The organism is Nocardia sp. NPDC004860 (assembly GCF_040609015.1).
GTDB lineage: Bacteria > Actinomycetota > Actinomycetes > Mycobacteriales > Mycobacteriaceae > Nocardia.
The window spans coordinates 20,886-36,674 of the sequence record NZ_JBEXJI010000012.1 but is presented as its reverse complement, the minus strand read 5'-3'; the positions used below and the strand labels follow the sequence as shown (position 1 = coordinate 36,674).

The window sequence follows — 15,789 nt, the reverse complement described above, 5'->3', positions numbered from 1 at the left end:
GAGCCTACCGGGCGGGCGCGGGCCGCTCCGCCGGTCGTCCGGGAGCAGTCTTCGCCGGACACCGCCGCGGGTCCGTTGCTAGGCTTTTGCCAGCTCATATCCAATCCGCAGTCCGCAACCATCGCGGCGCTCCCGGCGAGTCCGCGAGGCAGGAGGCGCGATATGACCGTCGAACCATCGAAGCGGACCGGCCCCGCGCCGGCCGGATTCATCGGACCCGCCCGCACGATGACCACCCTGCGCGTCAACGGCCACGACCACTACATGGTGCTCGAACCCCGCACCAGCCTGCTGGACGCACTGCGCGAGCACCTGCACCTGACCGGCACCAAGAAGGGCTGCGACCAGGGCGCCTGCGGCGCCTGCACGGTGTGGATCGACAATCGGCGGGTGCTGGCCTGCCTGACCCTGGCGCTGACCGCCGAGGGTCGCGAGATCACCACCATCGAGGGCGTGGCCGACGGGGACCGGCTGCATCCGGTGCAGCGGGCGTTCCTGGCGGCCGACGGATTCCAGTGCGGCTACTGCACTCCCGGCCAGATCATGTCGGCCATCAAATGCATCGAGGAGGGCCACGCCGAATCCGAGGCCGAGATCGCGGAGTGGATGAGCGGCAATATCTGCCGGTGCGCGGCCTACCAGAACATCCGGGAGGCCGTCGGCCGGGGCCGGGATGCCCTGCGGCGCGAGGACGGTGAGCTGCCGTGAAATCCATCTCCTACGCCCGCCCGACCACCGTCGAACAGGCGGTGAGCACCGTGACCTCCAGGCCCGCAACGGTTTTCCTGGCGGGCGGCACCACACTGGTGGACCTGCTGCGCACCGGCGCGCTGGAACCGGACAATGTCGTGGACATCACCTGGCTGCCGCTGGGCGGAATCCAGCACACCGCCGACGGCGGGCTGCGCATCGGCGCGCTCGCCACCATGGGCGAGGTGGCGGCGGAATCCGGTGTGGCCGAACGCTATCCGTTCCTGTCGCAGGCGCTGCGCCAGGGGGCGTCGGCGCAGTTGCGGAACATGGCGACCATGGGCGGCAACCTCATGCAGAAGGTGCGGTGCTCGTATTTCCGGGATCCCGCCGGCGCCTGTGACAAGCGCGATCCCGGGTCGGGCTGCGATGCGATCGACGGGTTGCACCGGGGGCACGCGGTGCTCGGGACCGGGCAGCGGTGCTTCGCCACCCATCCCTCGGATGTGGCGGTCCCGTTGACGGCCCTGGAGGCGACGGTCACCGTGTGGGGCCCGCGCGGGGAACGCGCGATCGCCTTCGACGACTTCTTCCTGCTGCCCGGCCGCACCCCGCAGCTCGAGCATCCGATCGCCCCCGACGAACTGATCACCCGCATCGATGTGCCCGCCCTGCCCTTCGCCCGCAACTCGCATTATCTGAAGGTGCGCGACCGGGAGTCCTACGAGTTCGCGCTCGCCTCGGCGGCGGTCGCGCTGAGTGTCGCCGACGGCACGGTGCTGGATGTGCGGATCGGGCTGGGCGGTATCGCGACCAAACCGTGGCGGGCCCGGATCGCCGAGCAGTTGCTGATCGGGGTGTCCGCGACCCGGGAGAACTTCGACAAGGCCGCGTCGACCGAACTGCAGGGCGCGGACACCTCGCATCCCATGAACGCGTTCAAGGCGGAGCTGGCGCGGCGGACGCTGGTGCGGGCGCTGGAAACGGTGTCACCGCAACCACTTTCGGGAGCGACACGATGACCGCCACCACGGCCCGGCCGCTGATCGGGCAGGGATTCGATCGGGTCGACGGGCGCGCCAAGGTCACCGGGGCGGCGCAGTACACCGCCGAGGTGCCGCTGCCCGGGCTGGCGCACGCGGTGATCGTGGGCGCGCGGATCGGCAGCGGCACAGTGCTTTCCATCGACAGCGGGCCCGCGCTCGCGGCGGGTGCGGTCGCGGTGTACACGCACGAGAATCTGCCGAAGGTGGCGGCCATCCCGTCGCAGTGGCCGTCCGGCTTCGGCGGTCCCGCGCCCGGGCAGACCTTCTTCCCCTTGCAGGACACCACGATTCACTACTACGGCCAGCCGATCGCCGTGGTGGTCGCGGATACCTTCGAGTGCGCCCAGCACGCGGCCGAGCTCGTGACGGCCGACTACGACGCGCAGCAGCCGCTCATCCGGCTCGAGGACGGACGCGACGCGCAGTATCAGCCGAAGACGGTGTTCTGCGGTCTCGTCCCGGCCGTGCAGTCGCGCGGGGACTTCGAGGCGGCGGCCCGCACCGCGGTCCACACCGTCGACGCCACCTACCATTTCGCCGCCAACCACCACAATCCCATCGAGTGCTCGGCCACCGCGGCGAGCTGGGACGGCGACACCGTCACCGTGTACGACGCCACCCAGGGCGTGAGTGCCACCCAGGCCACGGTGGCCGCGTACCTGGGCATCTCGCCCGCCAATGTGCGAGTGGTCGCGCACTACGTGGGCGGCGGCTTCGGCGCCAAGGCCCTGATCTGGCCGCATGTCACGCTCGCGCCCATGGTCGCCCGGGAACTGGGCCGCCCGGTCAAGGTGGTGCTCACCCGCGAGCAGATGTTCTACGGCACCGGATTGCGGGAGGAACAGGAGCAGCGGGTCACGCTGACCTGCGACGGCGAGGGGACCTTCACCGGGTTGCGGCACCACAAGCTGTCCGTCACCTCACCGTTCGACGACTGGGCCGAGGTGTCACTGGGCGTGGCCGGGCAGGCGTACGCGATTCCGAGCTGGGACGGGCAGTATCGCCTCATTCGCGGCAGCCTCATGTCGCCGACGTTCACGCGCGGGCCCGGCGAGGCCTCCGGCATGCTCGCCATGGAGTGCGCCGTCGACGAGCTGGCCGCCGACATCGGCATGGACCCGATGGCATTGCGGTTGCACAATCACGCCACCATCGACCCGGCGAGCGGGCATCCGTGGAGTTCCGACGGGTACGCCGAATGCGTGCGCACCGCCGCCGAACGCTTCGGCTGGTCCAGCGAGACCGGGCGCGGTGCCCTGCGCGCCGACGGCCACTGGTTGCTCGGCTGGGGCATGGCCACCGCCGGATACCCGGTGTACGAGCCGGGACAGCCGCAGCGCGCCCATGCGCGGCTGCTCGCCGACGGGGCGCTGATCGTGCAGGCGGGCACCCAGGACTTCGGCACCGGCGTGGCCACCGCCATGGCGCAGGTCGCCGGGGACGCCCTGGGCGTCGAATTCGACCGCATCCGAATCGATATCGGCGATACCGACTACCCGAACATCGCGGCGGCCGTCGGATCGATGGGTGCGGGCATGATCAGCGCGGCCGTGCACACCGCGTGCACCGACCTGCGCGGGCAGTTGATCGCGCTCGCGGTCGGCGATCCGCAGTCGCCGCTGCACGGGCGGATTCCCCCGGAGATCGAGGCGCGCGGCGGGCGGCTGCGGGTGCGCTTCAATCCCGCTGTCGGCGAGACGTATTCGGCGCTGCTGGCCCGGCACCATCTCACCGACCTGGAGACCATCGGCACCTGGCACCCGCCCACCGGCGATCTGCCGTTCGGGCGCATCAGTTTCGGCGCGCAGTTCGCCGAGGTGGCGGTGGATCCGGAACTCGGGCTGGTCCGGGTGCGGCGCATGGTGGGGGCCTTCGCGCCCGGGCGGGTGCTCAATGCCAAGCTGGCGCGCAGCCAGGTACTGGGCGGCATGAACTGGGGGCTGTCGCAGGCGCTGCTGGAGGCGACGCTGCCGGATGCGCGCACCGGCGCGTGGGCCAATCCGTCACTGCTGGAATATCTGCTGCCCGTCAATGCCGACGCACCGGAGGTCGACATCTCCTTCGTGGAGGTCAACGACGCGATCGTCAACCCGCTGGGTGTGAAGGGGCTCGGCGAGCTCGGCATGATCGGCGCGGCCGCCGCCATCGTGAACGCGATCGCGCACGCCACCGGTAAACGCATCCGCGAGTTCCCGGTGCGCATCGAACACCTGCTCTGAGAACCGGTGTCTCACGGGTGAATCGGGCCGGCCGCCACGGCAAGCGGCCGGCTCGATTCACCGGGTGTCAGGCCAGGCCGCGGCGGCGTTCGGCGGCTTCCTTCATCTTCAGGGCGGCGGCCTGCATTTCGGGGGTGATCTTGAAGTGGCCGCCCCACTCGTTGAGGGTGTCGCCGTAGTCGGGGACGGGGAGGATCTGGCGCAGCAGTTTGTCCGGGAGGCCGCGGCGCTGCCATTCGCGGGGATAGCCGAGGGAGACCTCTTCGAAGCGGACGCCGTCGTACCAGGTGGTGCGGGGGATGTGGAGGTGGCCGTAGACGGCGCAGACCACGTTGTAGCTGGTGTGCCAGTCGGAGGTGAGGTCGGTGCCGCACCACAGGGAGAACTCCGGGTACCACATCATGTCGACCGGCTTGCGCAGCAGCGGGAAGTGGTTGATCAGCACCAGCGGGGTGTCGGCGGGCAGGGCGTCGAGGCGGCGCTGGGTGTACTGGACGCGGGCGTGGCACCAGGCGTCGCGGGTCAGGTACGGCTCGGCCGAGAGCAGGAACTCGTCGGTGGCCACCACATTGCGGTCCTTGGCGATGGCCAGGCCCTCGGCCTTGGTCTTCGCGCCCTCCGGCAGCCAGGAGTAGTCGTAGAGCATGAACAGCGGGGCCAGGGTGACCGCGCCGCCGAACTCCTCCGCGCCCGCGCCCTCCCACACCGGGAACGGGTCCTCCGGTGTGACGACGTCCACATCGCGGCACAGCGAGACCAGGTAGTCGTAGCGGGCCGCGCCGTGCATCTGCACGGGATCCTTTGCGGTGGTCCACAATTCGTGATTTCCGGGCACCCAGATGACCTTGGCGAACCGGCCTCGCAGAGTCTCCAGGGCCCAGCGGATGTCATCGGTCTTCTCGCCGACGTCACCGGCCAGAATGAGCCAGTCCTCGGGGGAATCCGCGCGGATCGCCTCGACCACCGGTTTGTTGCCCTGATGACCGACATGGATGTCGCTCACCGCCATCAACTTCGGAATCACCCAGCTCCGCCTCTCTGTTCGCGACCGGTCCTCGCAGCAACAGACCCGGCCCCCACCAGATTCCCATGCGGGGCCACAGCGGCTCTCAGCGCACCCAGCGAATCCGGGCGTCCGGGCCGAATCCGGCGGCGACAGTGAGAGTTCCGGCGGCATCGCGCCGGCAGGAAGCCACGGCCACGTGACAGGGCCGCGGGATCTCGGACGGGATCCGGACCCCGCCGTCGATCTCGTAGCGCATATTGGTGACCTTCCACCGGCGCGCCCGGGGATCCCCGGGATCCACCGGCGGGCCGTCGGGGCGGGCCACCACCATCACCTCGGTGACGCCGATCGGCCATTCGAAGACCAGCAGCCCGCGCTGTTCGGTCAGGCTGCGCACGGTGGGCATACCGCTGGGCCGATCGCCATCGGGGCCGCCACCCGCGGCATCCGGCTCGCCGCCCTGGGCCGGATCGCGGTCCGAATCCCCATCGGACCGGGCCATTTCGGAGGCCCGGCCGGAGACGGACGCCACCACCCCGTACACCGGCACCAGCCCGGTCGGCGCCCCGCCGTCCTCCAGCGCGGTGCCGCGGGTGCGGCCCACCACCCGCCACGACCCGTCGGCCAGCAGCCGCGTGACCCGGTACTCCACCTGCGTGGTCCGCGACGGGAGCCAGGTGATCACCACCGTCCCGTCCGGCTTGCGGCGCACCGTCACCGTTCCCGGCGCGCCCACCTGCAATTCGGCCAGCGCCGCCAGCGCCTCGGCATGGTCGGCGCACACCTCGAGCACGGCCCGCACGGCCTGCATGCGCGGTCCCGGATCCGACGGCAGCGCCTCGAACAGCCGCCCGGCCTCCATCACCGCCGCCCGCGCCCGCCCGATCAGCAACTCCCGGCCGGCTCCCCGCGGATCGGGATTGGGCACATCCGCCGCCCGCCGATCCAGGAAATCCAGATGCTCGCCCAGCGCCTCCACGAACCGCCGCCCCGCACAACAGGACACGGCCGCCCGCCAGCGCACGGCCGCCTCCGCCAGCACCCGCTCGACCTCTTCCCCCACCGCCCGCACCGACCGCGCCCCCGGACCGTCGTCCCCGACCGCGCGCCGTGCATCCGTGACGAATCCGGCCGCCTCCCTGGGCCGTCCCGCCCGCAACGCGGCCCGCGCCGCCCGCAACGCCGCCTCCCACGGCCGCCCCGCACCCGCCCCGCCCGCCTCGCCCGTATAGGGCGTCCGCTGCCACTGCGCCGCCTCCGGCGCCTCTCCACGACCCCGAGCAGATGCGCCATCGCCAGAATTCCGTTGCCCGCCAACGGTTCCCGACGAGCAACCCGCGCTTCCGGCAGCGGTCGCCGCATCCCGGTCCGGGCCGAAGCCATCCGCCGAGTCGCCGGTGCCGGAGGCGGCCGGAACCTCACCTTGAGGGTTGCTCGCGAGGTCGAGGCCGAATTCGCTGCCGGCGGCCGCGCCGGTCCCTGATGGAGCACCATTCCCCGTCGAGCGGGTCGAAGTCGTTGTGGCGGAGCTGGTCTGCGCGGGCCCACCGGGGCGGAGCGGGGCGGCGAGGTGTTCGCGGCCTTCGACGGTGGTGCCGAGTTCGTCGGTGAGGGTGATGAGGATGCGTTCGGCGGCGGCGCGGTCGAGGCCGGCGGCGATGGCGACGCCGAGGAGGTAGTCGAAATCCGCTGCCACCAGGAGGTCTTCGACCAGTACGGCGGCGCGGACCTGGGGGCGGAGCTGGTCGGTGACCGTCTCGGTGATGGCGAGGAGGTAGGCGTCGACCATGGCGCCGCCGGGCTCGAGCAGGTCGCCGATATGGATGAGCAGTTCGTCGAGGACCACGCGGACCCGGCCGGGCGGCAGTTCGCGGGTGCGGGCGCGCAGGGCGCCGGCGCGCAGCCGGATCTCGTTGGTGTGGTGGGCGGCGGCGAATTCCATGCCGAGCAGGGCCAGCAGGGTGGGAACCGGATCACCGGGAAGCAGGCGCTCGTATTCGGCGAGGAGCGCGCGAATCTGCCGGCGGCGTTCGGAGCTGAGGGCGGGCGCGGCGGACGGCGATGCCGGCGGGGGCGCCTCGTCGATGATGCGGTGGCGGCGTACCCGGGCGGCGATCTCGGCCACGGTCAGCCCGCCCATCCGGCCGATGTCCTCGAGGCCGGGGATCTTGGCGGCGGGAATGCCGCCGTGCCGCGCCACCAGCCGCTCGATGGCGGCGTCGAGCATCTCGTAGCGCTCGGCCTCGCGCCGGGCCCGCAACTGCGTCACCCGATCGGCCTCGACCAGCCGGGAACCGGTGTGCAGCAAGGGTTCCGAGAGTTCGGCGTGCGCGTCCACCAGCAGCCCGGCCAGCACCCGGTACTTGGGATGGTCGCGCAGCTTCTGCCAGAACGCCCAGACCGCCTCGATCCGCGCCGCCACCTCGGCGTCGCTCAGCCGCGCGGCCTCCGCGAGCGGAATGTCGTACAGCTCGAAGGCATCCGACTCACCGAGCCCGCCCCGGCGTTCGACGGCAGCGAGGACCCGCTTGCGGTAGTCATTGGAATCGAAGGCATGCATGGCTTGTCGTCGGAAAGCGTATACCGGTCAGGAGTTGCGACGCCGGGTGCGCTGCAACTGATCCAGTTCGCGCTCCACATCCGCCTGCGACAGAGTGGCCCCGGTCTGCACCGAAAGCGTCAGCGGCAGATCGGCATCCACATGGTAGGCGGTCACGTGCAGCACGCCGTCGAATCCCATCTCGAAGGTCACCCGGACTTCACTACCCTCTGGATACCCGGGTGGAATGTCCCGAATCCTGCCCTCCACCAACACCTTCGTGTCCTCGGGCCGCGTCGACGCCGCCTGCCCCTGCTGCTCCACGATGGTCAGCTCGATCTGATCCTGGTCCGCCCGCACCGTCCCGTAGGACCGCCGCACGCGAATGGGCAGGGTCTGATTGCGATGTACCAGCCAGCTGGCCGCCAGCCCGTTGAACGGATCCAGCGCCAGCACTCCGAAGCCACGCGACACCACCGTGTCCACCTGGATCTCGATCATGCGGCGCACCAGGCTCACCGGCTGCCCGAACGAATCGGCCACCCGCGCCAGCGAGGCCTCCAGATCAACGGGATCCGCCTCGCGCAGCCCGGCGCCGTCGCGTAGTCGCCCACGGGTCACCAGATCCGCGGCCACCAGCCGCTCCATCTCCAGCTTCTCGCCGTAGAGCGCGGCCCCGCGCGCCACCGACAGATCCGGATCGCGCAGCTCACCGATCAGCCCGAATTCCTTGTGCAGCTGCTCGGCGACCATCGGCATCCGCGACGAGCCGCCGACCAGCAGCAGCCGATCCACCTGCCGGACCCCGCGCTGCCCGGCCGCGGCCAGCACCGCCTTGGTGAGATCCACCGTGCGCCGCATGAGCGAGGCGGTCATGGCCTCGAGTTCGCCACGGGTCAGCGGGATCACCGCCCGCGCGCCGTCGTGCGCGATCACCACCTCGGTGCTGTCGGCGGTGGTGAGCTCACGTTTGGCCTGCTCGGCCGCCAGCACCAGCAGCTGCGAGCCGACCGAATCGTCCAGGGGGTCTTCGGCATCCGGATTGGCGGCGCAGAACTGCTGGGACAGGTGCAGCGCCAGCCGCTCGTCCCAGTCCGCGCCGCCGAGCTGATGATCGCCCTCCACGGCCAGCACCGAGATGCGCCGGTCGGCCAGTTCGATGACGGTGGCGTCGAAGGTGCCGCCCCCGAGGTCGTAGACCAGCACCGTCTCGCGCGCCGGCGACGCGCCGATCTCGATGCCGCCGTCCAGCCGTCCGAAACCGTAGGACAGCGCCGCCGCGATGGGTTCGGACAGCACGCCCGCCACCTCGAATCCGGCGTAGGTGCCGGCCTGGATGGTGGCCCGGCGCTCCTCGTCGCCGAAGTAGGCGGGCACCGTGATCACCACCCGCCGCACCGGTTCGCCGCCCGCGAATTCGGCATCGGCGGCAAGGCTTTTCAGAATGAGAGAGGAGACCGCGGGCGCCGACCACAGCTGCCCGTGCGCGCCGAACCGCCACTCCGCATCTCCCATGCGGCGTTTCACCAGCGTGCACACGTGATCGGGATCGAGGCGCGCCTGCCGGCGCGCGCCCTCCCCCACCACATGGTCGGTGGCGGAGGCGAACAAGACGACAGACGGGACGGTCGGTTCCCCATTGAGCCCGATCAGCACCTCCGGCCGGCCGTCCGCGTCAATTGTCGCGATTGCCGAATTCGTTGTGCCCAGATCGATTCCATAGACCCCCACGACGGCGATGGTAGCAGCCGGGACCGACTACCGGGTCTATCGTTCGAGCATGACCGATCCAGCCCCGGCGGCCACCCTCCCGGCCCTGCCCGCAGTGCCCGCCCCGACCGACCTACCGGCCACGACGCTCGACCGCATCACCGAACGCATCGACGACCTGGCCCGCGTCATCGCCCGGCAGGCCGCCACCATCGAGCGACTGGCCGACGAGGCGAAACTGAAGATCCGCGACGAGCGCGCCGAAGCCGACGCTCCCCTGATCCGCGACCTGTTCGCCCTGCACGGCCTGGCCCAGACCTTCGCCTCCACCACCGATTCGGAGCCGGACCGCCAGGGCTTCGAGACCATGAGCCGCCGGGTCGAGCGCATGCTGGCCGAGCGGGGCGGTGAGCTGGTGACGCCGTTCCGAGGCACGGACTTCGATCCGGACACCATGGAGGCCGCCGAGCTCACCGACACCGACGATCCGGCCGCCGACCGGACCGTGGAGTCGGTCATCCAGCCGGGGCTGACGATAGGAGATCGGTCCATCCGGCCCGCGAAAGTCGTTGTGCGCCGGTATCGCAGGGCCTGACCGGCCCCCGCCGCCCGAAACTGACACTTGTTCCAATAAGCACAAGTGCTTAACCTCGGGCTCATGACCTATTCCGCCGCCACCGCGATCGTCACGGGTGCCGCCTCCGGCATGGGGAGAGCGCTCGTGACCCGGTTGCTGCAGCGCGGCGCGTGCGTCTATGCCGTCGACCGCGCGGTGGCGGGCCTGAACTCCCTGGCCGCGAGCAGCGCCGGCGACCTCACCACCATGGTCGCCGACGTCACCGACCGCGAGGCCCTCGCCGACGTGGTCGAGCGCGCCGTCGCCGAGCACGGGCGGCTCGACTTCATGTTCAACAATGCCGGCATCGTGGTCGGCGGCGATTTCGCCAAGATGACCGAGATCGCCTGGAACCAGATCGTCGACGTCAACTTCTGGGGCGTCGTGCACGGCACCCAGCTCGCCTACGCGCGCATGCTCGACCAGGGCGGCGGGCACATCGTCAATACCGCCAGCAGCGCGGGCGTCCTGCCGGTGGCGCGATCGGTCGCCTACACCGCCACCAAGCACGCCGTGGTCGGCCTGAGCACCGCGCTGCGCGCCGAGGCCGCCGAACACGGCATCAAGGTCAGCGTGGTGCTGCCGGGAGTGGTCGACACCGGCATCTTCGACAGTGCCGTGAATCTGCCCGGCTACGACTATCGCGCCTCCATCGACAAGCTGCCCTTCGCCAAGGTGAAGCCGCTCGCCGCCGCCGACGCGATTCTCGACGGCGTCGCGAAGAACAAGCAGTACATCAGTTTTCCGGCCTACAACCGCCTCATCATCGGGCTCAACCGGCTCCTGCCCGACGTGATGGCGCCGATCATCAATCGCGGAGGACGCATATGAATCAGCGCGGAGGACGCCCATGAAACAGCACTATCGCAGCATCGATGTCGGCGAGCCGATGACCCGATTCGCCCGGGGCTGGCACTGTCTCGGGCTGGCCGAGAGCTTCCGGGACGGAAAACCCCACTCGGTCAACGCCTTCGGCACCAAACTGGTGATCTGGTCCGACAGCAAGGGCGAGCTGCACGCCCTCGACGGGTACTGCCGGCACATGGGCGCGGACCTCGCCTACGGCAGCGTCAAGGACGACAATATCGCCTGCCCTTTCCATGATTGGCGCTGGCGCGGCGACGGTAAATGCGCCGCCATCCCCTATGCCCGCCGCGTTCCCCCATTGGCGCGCACCAGATCCTGGATCACCTGCGAGGAGAACGGGCAGTTCTTCGTGTGGAACGATCCCGAGGGCAATCCGCCGCCGCCCGAGGTCGCGATCCCGCACATCGAGGGCATCGACACCGACGAGTGGAGCGACTGGGACTGGAACACCCTGCTCATCGAGGGCGCGCACTGCCGCGAAATCATCGACAACAACGTCGATATGGCGCACTTCTTCTACATCCACTACGCGTACCCGGTGTATTTCAAGAATGTGTTCGAAGGGCACGTCGCGACGCAGTTCCTGCACTCCAAGGGGCGGCCGGACGTGCACGCGAAGTCGAACTACTCGCAGGAGATGTCGCTGTTGCGTTCGGAGGCTTCGTATTACGGGCCGTCCTACATGATCAACACGCTGCACAACGACTTCGGCGACAATACGGTCGAGGTGGTGCTCATCAACTGCCACTACCCGGTGACGCACAATTCCTTCGTCCTGCAGTGGGGTGTGAGCGTGCAGCGCATCAAGGGCCTGCCACCGGAGAAGTCGGAGAAGCTGGCCAAGGCGTTCGGCAAGAGCTTCGGCGTCGGATTCCTGCAGGACGTGGAGATCTGGAAACACAAGACCCGCATCGACAATCCGCTGCTGACGCAGGAGGACGGGCCGGTCTACCAGCATCGGCGGTGGTACGAGCAGTTCTATGTCGATGTCGCCGACGTGAAGCCGGAGATGACCGACCGGTTCGAATACGAGGTCGACACCACCCACGCCAACGAGAACTGGCAGGCGGAGGTCGCCGAGAATCTCGCAAGGCAGGCCGCCGCCCAGGCGAACGGCGCGCCCGACTAGCTCCGGGGGTGGCCGGGGCATACTCCGCCTCGGCCGCCGATCCCGCTGCCGCCGAACGCATTTCTCCTAGGCGGTGCGGCGCGGCACCTCGGCCCCGACCCGCGCCCACCGCCCGGACAGCGCCCGCCGGCTGACGGCGACCAGGCGCAGCAGCATGAAAGCGACCAGCCCGGTCCAGATTCCACCGATCCCCCAGTCGTAGGCCAGCGACAGCCAGATCATCGGCAGGAACCCCAGCAGCGCCGACCCCAGCGTGGTATTGCGCAGGAACGCGGCATCGCCCGCGCCGAGCAGCACGCCGTCGAGCGCGAACACCACGCCCGCCACCGGGATCATGGCGACGAAGAACCACCACACCACGTGGGTGCGATCCAGCACCGACGGATCAGCGGTGAACAACCGTGGGATCACCGAGTATCCGGCCGCGAACACCGCTGCCAGCAGCACCGAGAAGACCGTGGACCAGCCGGTGATCCGCCGCGCCAGACCCTGTGCGCCGCGCGCGTTTCCGGCCCCGAGCGCCGCACCGACCAGGGTCTGCGCCGCGATCGCCAGCGAATCCAGGGTCAGCGCGAGGAAATTCCAGATCTGCAGCACCAGCTGATGCGCCGCCACCGATGCCGCCCCGAACCGCGAAGCCACCGCCGCCGCCGACACGAACGACGCCTGGAACGCCAGGCTCCGCACGATCAGATCCCGCCCCAGCACCAGCTGCGCCTTCATGATCTCGAGATGCGGTGCGAGCGGCACCTTCGCCCGCCACAGCGCACTCACGAACAACGCACCGGAAATCGACTGCCCCACCAGATTCGCGACCGCCGACCCCGCCAGCTCCATTCGCGGCGCCCCCAGCAGCCCGTGCACCAGCGTCGGGCACAGTACCCCCGAAACCACCAGCCCCGCAATCACATACATCAGCGGCCGCCGAGTCTGCTGCACCCCGCGCATCCACCCGTTCCCCGCCATCGACAACAGGATCAGCGGCACTCCGAACAACGCGATCCGCACCCACGACTCCGCCGCCCGCGCGATGTCGTCCCCACCCGCGATGGCCCGCGTGATCGGCCCCGCGAAGATCTGCACCACCAGCACGATCGCGAACCCCACCCCCACCGCGATCCAACTGGCCTGCACCCCCTCGACAACAGCCGCCCGCTCGTCCCCCGCCCCATGCCGCCGCGCAGCCCGAGCCGTCGTCCCGTAGCTCAAGAACGTCAACTGCGAACCGACCTGCGCCAGTAGCAATCCCCCGACGGCCAGCCCGGCCAACGCCAAGGCCCCCAGCCGCCCCACCACAGCCATATCGAACAGCAGATAAATCGGCTCAGCGACCAGCACCCCCAGCGTCGGCACCGCGATCCCGAGAATCCGCCGCGGCCCGGCCGCCGCAGCCTCAGCGCCCCGCACGGCCGCCACGTCCTCCGCCGACGCGGCCACGAATGCCGGGTCCTCCCCGCCACCATCCACCACGCCGGCACTGCTCATCCGCCCACCATCCCACACCACCCCGGCCCAGCCGCACCGCGCCACCACTCACCCTCGAACCCGCCGATCGGCCTGTCACCACCGCTTTTCCTGATCCCGCACGCAGCGAGACCCTGCCGCGGGTCACCGATCGAGATTCATAGCCAAGCAAATATATGTCCGTGTCCGCATCTGAATTGCCAGCGGCGGCGTTCTCGCCGATCGCCTTCGGCTGGGTCATCGGACCAGGTTCGCCACCAATTCCTCGGCCACCCCAGGCAGCTCGCTCGGCCACCCCGGACAACTCGCACCTGCGAATTCGGCTCCGGCAGACAGCTATTCGCGGTACCCCTCCCCCCGGCACGGTCCGTACCGCCGCGCGAATTCCCGTCGACTCGCGACGGCTCGTCGGGCAGGCTGGGCGGCATGGTGGATCTCGAGACAACAATCGCGGCGGTGACGGTCTATCCGGATCGGGCCCGAGTCACCCGGTCCGGCAAGGCAACACTGGACCCGGGCGAACATCGCATCCGCGTGTCACCGCTGCCGCTGGAACTGCTGCGCGACTCGATCCGCGTCGCGGGCCGGGGCGACGTGACGGTCCTCGGGGTGGACATCATCACCGAACGGCAGCCCGAGCCGGACGACGAACAGATCGCCGAGCTCACCTCCCGCAGAAACGAACTGGATGCCGCGCTGGCCGAACTCGCCGACGCCGACCGCGCCGCCGACGCCCGCATCGAATTCCTGCAGCGCCTGGTCCGCAAGTCCGCCGGGCACCTGGCCAAGACGACCGACGAGCGGGTCATCGCCTTCGGCGACAGTCTCGAGGCGCAATACGGGGCCGTGCATGCCGGACGCCGCGACCGAGAACGCCTGCGGCAGGAGCACATTCTGGACAAGCGGGCGATCGAGCGGCGGCTGGCGGACCTGGGCCGCAAGAACCGCCCCGACATCCGGGCCGCGGTCATCACCGTCGACGCCGCCCAACCGGCCACCGCCGAACTGGAACTGTCCTATGTGGTGCCCGGCGCACGCTGGACCAGCACCTACGATCTGCGCCTCGATGACAGGGGCCTGAGCTTGCGCTGGTTCGGACTGGTGCGTCAGCAGACCGGCGAGGATTGGCCCGAATGCCGCCTCGAATTGTCGACCGCCCGCCCGGCAGTCGCCCTCGACGTGCCCGAACTGGACCCGTGGTACCTCAGCACCACGCCACCCGAGCCGAAACTCATGGCCAGGCGGCGCGCTTCCCGGTCCGGGGACCCCGGCGTGAACCCCATGCTCGCCCCGGCCGCTCCCGCGCCCGCCGGTGCGCTCCCGCCACCGCCACCGCCGCCGCCCCCGGTCCGGGAAGCGGTCACGACCGTCGAGCACGGGGCCACCGCCGCCACCTACTCCCCGCAGCGCCCGGTCGCCATCGCCGCCGACGGCACCGAACACCGCACGCTGATCATCGCCCTGGACCTCGAGGCCGATCTGGATCACGTGACCGCGCCGATCCGCGCACCCGAGGCGATCCTGCGCGCCACCGCGCGCAACACCTCCGAGCACACCTTCCCCAAGGGCCGCGCGTCCCTGTTCAACGACACCGAGTACGTCGGCGCCACCGATCTCGACCTCTGGGCCCCCGGCGAGGAACGCGAACTCGCCCTCGGTGTGGACGATCGCGTCCGCGTCGAACGAGAACTGGTGCGCCGCAATGCCTCCAGGGCGGCCCTCGGCTCGGCCCGCCGCGTCGAAATGGAGTACACGATCACCGTCACCAACCACGGCACCCGCCCCACCACCGTGACTGTCCTCGACCGCCTGCCGGTAGCCCGCGACGCCGCCGTCACCGTCCGCGACACGGTCCTGAAGCCGCCCCCGGCCGAGCGCGACGACCTCGGCATCCTCACCTGGAAACGCGACCTCGAGCCGCAGGACCGCACGGTCATCACCCTCGGCTACCGAGTCGAAGCCCCCAAGGGCGTCACCATTTTCGGCCTGCCGGACTGACCCGGCCGATCACCCGGCAGCGTCATTGTCGTCCGGGCGGTGCCCGCGGTGGACGGCACGGTCGAAGATCCCGAGGATCTCGTTTGCCCCCGGCGCCGATGGCGTGCGCATCATCGTGGGGAATTCGGCCGCCTGGTCGGTCTCGACGCGAACGGCGGTTGCCGACATGAGGATCGCGGTGCCGGACAGGACGGCGAGTCATTCCCGGCCCGGGTGGACGCGCATGCGGGCGGGATTGCCCGGCGGCGGATCGGTGACTGGCATAGTCGGCCGAGATGATGCTGATCGCCCGGGCGGCCGCCGGCATCGGCGCCGCGATGATCATGCCATCACCCTCGCCGTCATCACCGCAACCTTCCCGGAAGCCCAGCGCGGCAAGGCGATCGGCGTGTGGGCCGGCGTCGCCAGGGGCGGCGGCATCCTCGGTATGTTCCTGCCCGCATCACCCTGCGCGGCATCGGCGTGTCGACCACGGACCACGGTGACGAATTGAACTGAGGGACAC

12 protein-coding genes and 1 pseudogene are annotated in these 15,789 nt (G+C 70.1%); 8 read left to right on the top strand and 5 right to left on the bottom strand.

The window, feature by feature from the left end:
* The first annotated feature begins 228 nt into the window (after positions 1 to 228).
* Genes ABZV44_RS22135 through ABZV44_RS22125 form a run of 3 tightly spaced genes read left to right on the top strand, consistent with a single transcriptional unit; the run spans position 229 to position 3,955 of the window.
* Positions 229 to 708 (top strand): (2Fe-2S)-binding protein, encoded by a 480-nt coding sequence (locus ABZV44_RS22135; protein ID WP_354839710.1) that lies wholly within the window; start codon positions 229 to 231, stop codon positions 706 to 708.
* Positions 705 to 1,712, top strand: a complete 1,008-nt coding sequence (locus ABZV44_RS22130; RefSeq protein ID WP_354839211.1) for a xanthine dehydrogenase family protein subunit M — start codon at positions 705 to 707, stop codon at positions 1,710 to 1,712. The genes ABZV44_RS22135 and ABZV44_RS22130 overlap by 4 nt, the downstream gene beginning before the upstream one ends.
* Positions 1,709 to 3,955 carry a xanthine dehydrogenase family protein molybdopterin-binding subunit gene (locus tag ABZV44_RS22125; RefSeq protein WP_354839208.1) on the top strand — a complete coding sequence of 749 codons (2,247 nt, stop codon included), beginning with the start codon at positions 1,709 to 1,711 and terminating at the stop codon, positions 3,953 to 3,955. The genes ABZV44_RS22130 and ABZV44_RS22125 overlap by 4 nt, the downstream gene beginning before the upstream one ends.
* 67 nt (positions 3,956 to 4,022) lie before the next feature.
* Here ABZV44_RS22125 and ABZV44_RS22120 read toward each other — a convergent pair whose 3' ends face one another.
* From ABZV44_RS22120 to ABZV44_RS22110, 3 genes are all read right to left on the bottom strand, one after another.
* Positions 4,023 to 4,979, bottom strand: a complete 957-nt coding sequence (locus tag ABZV44_RS22120; RefSeq protein WP_354839205.1) for a metallophosphoesterase — start codon at positions 4,977 to 4,979, stop codon at positions 4,023 to 4,025.
* 85 nt (positions 4,980 to 5,064) lie between these two features.
* Positions 5,065 to 7,521, bottom strand: a complete 2,457-nt coding sequence (locus ABZV44_RS22115) for an Ig-like domain repeat protein (protein ID WP_354839202.1) — start codon at positions 7,519 to 7,521, stop codon at positions 5,065 to 5,067.
* A 27-nt stretch (positions 7,522 to 7,548) separates the two neighbouring features.
* The gene (locus ABZV44_RS22110; RefSeq protein WP_354839199.1) at positions 7,549 to 9,231 is read right to left on the bottom strand and encodes an Hsp70 family protein; all 1,683 of its coding nucleotides are present in this window, start codon (positions 9,229 to 9,231) and stop codon (positions 7,549 to 7,551) included.
* Between the two features lie 49 nt (positions 9,232 to 9,280).
* On the opposite strand from ABZV44_RS22110, the gene grpE reads away from it, so the two are divergent.
* From grpE to ABZV44_RS22095, 3 genes are all read left to right on the top strand, one after another.
* Positions 9,281 to 9,805: a nucleotide exchange factor GrpE gene (grpE, locus tag ABZV44_RS22105; protein ID WP_354839196.1), complete on the top strand. Its 525-nt coding sequence runs from the start codon at positions 9,281 to 9,283 to the stop codon at positions 9,803 to 9,805.
* A 63-nt stretch (positions 9,806 to 9,868) separates the two neighbouring features.
* Positions 9,869 to 10,657: an SDR family oxidoreductase gene (locus ABZV44_RS22100; protein WP_354839193.1), complete on the top strand. Its 789-nt coding sequence runs from the start codon at positions 9,869 to 9,871 to the stop codon at positions 10,655 to 10,657.
* Between the two features lie 19 nt (positions 10,658 to 10,676).
* A complete protein-coding gene (locus tag ABZV44_RS22095; RefSeq protein ID WP_354839190.1) occupies positions 10,677 to 11,822 on the top strand; it encodes a Rieske 2Fe-2S domain-containing protein in 1,146 nt (381 codons plus the stop codon).
* 66 nt (positions 11,823 to 11,888) lie between these two features.
* Here the strand turns inward: ABZV44_RS22095 and ABZV44_RS22090 are convergent, their stop codons facing one another.
* Positions 11,889 to 13,307, bottom strand: coding sequence for an MATE family efflux transporter (locus ABZV44_RS22090; RefSeq protein ID WP_354839187.1), 1,419 nt, complete (start codon positions 13,305 to 13,307; stop codon positions 11,889 to 11,891).
* A gap of 405 nt (positions 13,308 to 13,712) precedes the next feature.
* Between ABZV44_RS22090 and ABZV44_RS22085 the strand changes: the two genes are divergently transcribed.
* Positions 13,713 to 15,284: a DUF4139 domain-containing protein gene (locus tag ABZV44_RS22085; protein ID WP_354839184.1), complete on the top strand. Its 1,572-nt coding sequence runs from the start codon at positions 13,713 to 13,715 to the stop codon at positions 15,282 to 15,284.
* 9 nt (positions 15,285 to 15,293) lie between these two features.
* Here ABZV44_RS22085 and ABZV44_RS22080 read toward each other — a convergent pair whose 3' ends face one another.
* A complete protein-coding gene (locus tag ABZV44_RS22080) occupies positions 15,294 to 15,452 on the bottom strand; it encodes a hypothetical protein (protein ID WP_354839181.1) in 159 nt (52 codons plus the stop codon).
* A 110-nt stretch (positions 15,453 to 15,562) separates the two neighbouring features.
* Between ABZV44_RS22080 and ABZV44_RS22075 the strand changes: the two are divergent.
* Positions 15,563 to 15,711: pseudogene (locus ABZV44_RS22075) on the top strand (MFS transporter); the annotation flags it as partial.
* Positions 15,712 to 15,789 lie beyond the last annotated feature (78 nt).

Excerpts from the sequence above, each read along its gene's own strand:
- ABZV44_RS22085 (WP_354839184.1), top strand. The coding sequence starts at position 13,713 with ATGGTGGATCTCGAGACAACAATCGCGGCGGTGACGGTCTATCCGGAT.
- ABZV44_RS22100 (WP_354839193.1), top strand. The coding sequence starts at position 9,869 with ATGACCTATTCCGCCGCCACCGCGATCGTCACGGGTGCCGCCTCCGGC.
- ABZV44_RS22135 (WP_354839710.1), top strand. The coding sequence starts at position 229 with ATGACCACCCTGCGCGTCAACGGCCACGACCACTACATGGTGCTCGAA.
- ABZV44_RS22080 (WP_354839181.1), bottom strand. The coding sequence starts at position 15,452 with ATGTCGGCAACCGCCGTTCGCGTCGAGACCGACCAGGCGGCCGAATTC.
- ABZV44_RS22115 (WP_354839202.1), bottom strand. The coding sequence starts at position 7,521 with ATGCATGCCTTCGATTCCAATGACTACCGCAAGCGGGTCCTCGCTGCC.
- ABZV44_RS22125 (WP_354839208.1), top strand. The coding sequence starts at position 1,709 with ATGACCGCCACCACGGCCCGGCCGCTGATCGGGCAGGGATTCGATCGG.
- ABZV44_RS22090 (WP_354839187.1), bottom strand. The coding sequence starts at position 13,307 with ATGAGCAGTGCCGGCGTGGTGGATGGTGGCGGGGAGGACCCGGCATTC.
- ABZV44_RS22095 (WP_354839190.1), top strand. The coding sequence starts at position 10,677 with ATGAAACAGCACTATCGCAGCATCGATGTCGGCGAGCCGATGACCCGA.
- grpE (WP_354839196.1), top strand. The coding sequence starts at position 9,281 with ATGACCGATCCAGCCCCGGCGGCCACCCTCCCGGCCCTGCCCGCAGTG.